This is a genomic window from Deltaproteobacteria bacterium (assembly GCA_019310525.1).
Classification (GTDB): Bacteria; Desulfobacterota; DSM-4660; order Desulfatiglandales; family HGW-15; genus JAFDEE01.
On sequence record JAFDEE010000140.1, the window covers coordinates 1 to 4,346 of the forward strand.

General features: G+C 57.5%; 2 protein-coding genes. Both read right to left on the reverse strand.

Translation table 11 applies throughout. From position 1 onward, the window contains the following. Positions 1-59 precede the first annotated feature (59 nt). Positions 60-1,355, reverse strand: a complete 1,296-nt coding sequence (locus tag JRF57_16135) for an MFS transporter (GenBank protein ID MBW2305226.1) — start codon at positions 1,353-1,355, stop codon at positions 60-62. 81 nt (positions 1,356-1,436) lie between these two features. Beyond that, positions 1,437-4,346 (reverse strand): efflux RND transporter permease subunit (locus JRF57_16140; protein ID MBW2305227.1); only part of this gene is annotated, 2,910 nt, incomplete at its 5' end.

Genomic DNA, 4,346 nt, shown 5'->3' on the forward strand with positions numbered 1-4,346 from the left:
GCGGTTAAAATCTTCGCCTTCCTTGACCTTGAACAAAATTGCCTATTTATGGATGGACACTAGGCTCGCCGCCACCCTCTCAACCCCCAAAGCAGAACAACCAATGCCAGCACCGTAAGAGAGAAGGAGACCAGGCAGACCGCCTCGAGACTTCCCACTTTCCAAATCGTGCCCCCAAGGAGAGCGCCGATCGCCCTGCCCAGCCCCGCGGCGGCAAGAAAGCTTGCCATCATGGTGGCCCTATATGGGGGAAGAATTTCGGTGCAAAGTGAAAGACAGGTGACAATACTGAATTCAAAGGTGAGAAAAATCAGGAAGAGCCCGCCCAGGGCCGCTGACACGGTTCTTTCCAGGCCGGGCAGAATGCCGTAACCCACCGCGGAAAGCGTCAAGCCGGTGATCACAGCCTTTTTCAAGCCGAATCGATCCGAGAAGGCCGCTGTCAAGGTCTCCCCCAGCAGTTCCGCAGTGCCGATGATCCCAGTACCCAGCCCGAGGGCAAAGACGCTTAGATTGAAATTTTCTTCAAACCATGCGCCGTAAATCACAAAGAGATTGTCATTCGCCGCACTCACCAGGAAGGCGAAGCCCATAGTCCCCAGAGCGGCCCTCTCCCGAAACAGGAGCCTCCAGGCGCGGGAGAGTTTCGCGGAAGGGACTCGAGGCGGGCGCCCCTCCCGTTCTTCCCCGGGCATCAAGAAACGAATGGCAAGCACACTGAGAAGTCCGATCCCGCCTAGGAGGAAAAAAGGGCATCGCCATCCATATCTCTCCATGCCAAGCCCGATCAACGGAATACCCACCAGGGTGCTTCCCGCCCAGCTCATCTCGAGCACACCGATGACGAGTGCCCGCCTCTCATAGGGAACCCGCTCCCCTACATAGGCCTGAAGGGCCGGGTCAAAGATGCTTTTACCAAGACCCGCCAGGAAGAGGGCGATGAAAACCACAGTATAGTATGGGAAGAACCCTCCAACGAGCATCCCCAAAGCAAGCATTCCCAGGCCTGCGCACATCACGCCACGGTATCCGAAGCGGTCGGCCAGGGGCCCGAAAAGGAAGCCCAGAAAACCGGTGGCTTGGTTGACCGCGATGATCGATGTGACTGCCGAAAGGGGTACATTGAGCCCTCGACCGAGGGCCGGTGCAAAGGGATAGGCGAAGCGCCTTGCCGTATTCAGGCTAAGGCGGCACAAGGTGGCCGCACCGATCTTGAGGCCCATCCTGGACAGAAGCGGGTAAAAAGCCGACTTCGTCTCCCTTGCCGAAACAGGGACCCTTCCGGTCATCTCCCTTGCTGCCTGTAAAGTTCCATTCCCTCCTCCCAATCCCGACTCCGGGCCAAGAGCGGCCACCTACACCAATCCTTTGGGAAGCCCTCTCTCCGCTGATATGCGATCCCCCACCCCCTGCCGCGTTTCATCATATCTTCTGATTCACTGGTTCTCCTCTTCGGGGTGCGTTCCCGTAAGCCTGTAAAAGGGTGCCCAATAAACCTTCCGGATCCATCGCAGCGACCGTTCAAGGGCTTGGCTGGAGGTCAAAACCAGGGAATACAGGGTCGGGACCACGACCAGGGTCAGTACCGTGGCCATTGCCAGCCCGAAGATGACGGCGCTGGCCATGGATTTCCACCACTGGGTGGATTCACTGACCCAGGCGATTTCCATCACATGGAAATCGTAAGCCACCCCCGTTACCATGGGGAGAAGGCCCAGGATGGTGGTTATGGCGGTCAGAAGCACCGGGCGAAGACGCGTGCAGCCGGCGGCCACGACAGCTTCCCTCGGCGGCATCCCCCGTATCCTCAGCCGGTTGGTATAATCGATAAGGACAATGGCATTATTGACTACAACCCCTACCAGGGAAATGACCCCCACCCCCGTCATGACGATCCCGAAGGGGAGCTTCATGACGGTCAACCCCAAAAAGACCCCGCCCAGGGAAAGAAGGACAGAGGTCATAATGATCAAGGGCTGTGCCACGGAGTTAAACAGGGCAACCAGGATGAGCAAGATCAGGAACAAGGCGGCCACGAGGGCCTTGCTCAGGAAGGCCTTGGCCTTCTGTTGTTCTTCGAATTCCCCGGTAAAGCGGATCTTGTATCCGGGCGGTAGACTGAATTGGGCCAGAAGCTTTTCGGCCTGGGCCCGCACAACCGGCCCCGGGACGTGCTTTTCATCCACATCTGCCTTGACCGTCACCACCCGTTCCTGATTGATCCTGTTGATCTGTCCGAGCCCTCCCGTTATCTCGAACGACGCGATGGTACTGAGGGGAACCAGTCCCTTTTCGGTGGGAATCAGCAATTCACGGAGGATGTCAGTACGCTCCCGCTCGGATTCAGGCAATTGGACGGTGATGTCGTAGTCCTCATCCGCTTCCCTGAAAGTGGAAACCTTGATGCCGTTGAAGGCCACCTTGAGAGCGAACCCAATGGTCTCGGTTGAAAGCCCCAAAAGGGCGGCCCTCTGTCGGTCCACCCGCACCTTCACTGTGGGTGTTCCGGCGTCGTAATCGTCCCGGATATCCTGGACAAATGGCATCTTCTCAAGGACTTTCTCGATCTCCTGGGCGATCCGCCCCAGGACTCGGAAATCGTCCCCCACGATCTCAATATTGATGGGAGCTCCGGTCGGTGGGCCTTCCCTCTTCTTCGATATGGTTATTTTCCCCCCTGGGATATGGCTGATTCGCCGGCGGATTTCTGCGATTGTGTCTGACACGGGTTCCACCCGGTCCTCGAGGTCGTGAAACTGGATTCCGATATGATTGGGAGAGTTTTCCTCAAAGGCTGACCTACCGCCCGTAACCGCCACGGTACGAGCGTAAATATGTTGGACATTAGCCAGGTCAATGGGGCCGACGACCACTTCTCCCCGCCGCAGAGTGTGGGTCTTTTCTTCAATGTTGCTCCCGTAACAAAGGGCCGGGTCCGCGTCGGGCGGAGGAAGCCTATCGTCCCCCCGACAGAGGGCCACCTCCACCTGGCGGGCGATCCTGTCAGAGAATTCCAGTCCTGCGCCTTCAGGCATATCCAGGTTGATATAAATGCCATGGGGGTCCACCTCTGGAAAAAATTCCACGGGTTTTTCTATGCCCACCCGGTCAAGCCACATCATGGCCATGGCAAAGAGCGCCAGAAACGAGATGAAAAGGACAGCCACCCGATGGTTGAGGGCGCTGTTCAGAAAATATCGATAGACCCTAAGGATGGGTCCCCGCACCGTGATGGGGGCCTCCCCCGCCTTCTGGATCTCCTCCGGGGTCCTCTTGATCTTTGACGCCCGGCTCCCGTATGGGAGGCGCATGAAATAGGCGGCCAAGGCCGGGTTAATGATCATGGCCACGAACAGGGAGGAAGAGAGGGTGATGATCACGGTCTTGGGGAGATAGGACATGAATTCCCCCATGATCCCGGGCCAGAAGATCAATGGGAAGAAGGCGGCCACGGTGGTCAGGGTGGAAGCCGCAACAGGCATGGCCACCTCCGAGGTCGCCCGCATGGCGGCCTGTATCCGGGGAACTCCCTGCTCCATGTAACGATAAATATTCTCCACAATGACGATGGCATTGTCCACCAGCATTCCCAGGGACAAGGTCAGAGAAAACAGTACCACCATGTTGAGGGTGATCCCCAGGGCCTTGAGAACTATGAAGGAAAGGAGCATGGAAAAGGGGATGGCCAAACCCACCAGCACCGCATTTCTCACCCCCATGGAGAAAAAGAGTACTACGATCACCAGGATGAGGCCGGTGATGATGTTATTCTCCAGGTCGGCCACCATGATCCGGATATCCTTGGCCTTGTCCATGAGCTTGGTGATGGTGGTTCCCTTGGGCCAAGCGGGTCTCATCTGCTCGATGATCCGATCGATCTCACCGGTGATTCGCAGGATGTTCTCCCCGGCCCTCTTCTTGACCTGGATATTGACCGCCTGCCTGCCGTTCAACCGGGACCGGCCTGTTTCGTCCTTGAAACCGTCCACTACCCGGGCTACATCCTTCAGATAGATGGGGCGGCCGTCGTGAAGCCCCACCACCAGCCCGTATATCTCCTCAGGCGTCCGGAATTCCCCAGGGACCCTGAGCTGAAAGCGCCCGTCTCCCAGGCGGATCGTCCCTCCCGATACGTTCAGATTTTCCCGGGCGATGACCTTTTGAAGTCCAAGGATGGAGAGGCCGTAGTAAGCCAGCTTATCCGGATACGGCTCGACACGGATCTCCCGCTCAAGGCCTCCTGTCACCTCTACTTCCAGCACACCGGGGATGGCCTCGATTTCATCCTTAAGATCATCCGCAATCTCCTTAAGCCGAACGAGGCCACAATCTCCGGAAAGTGAAAA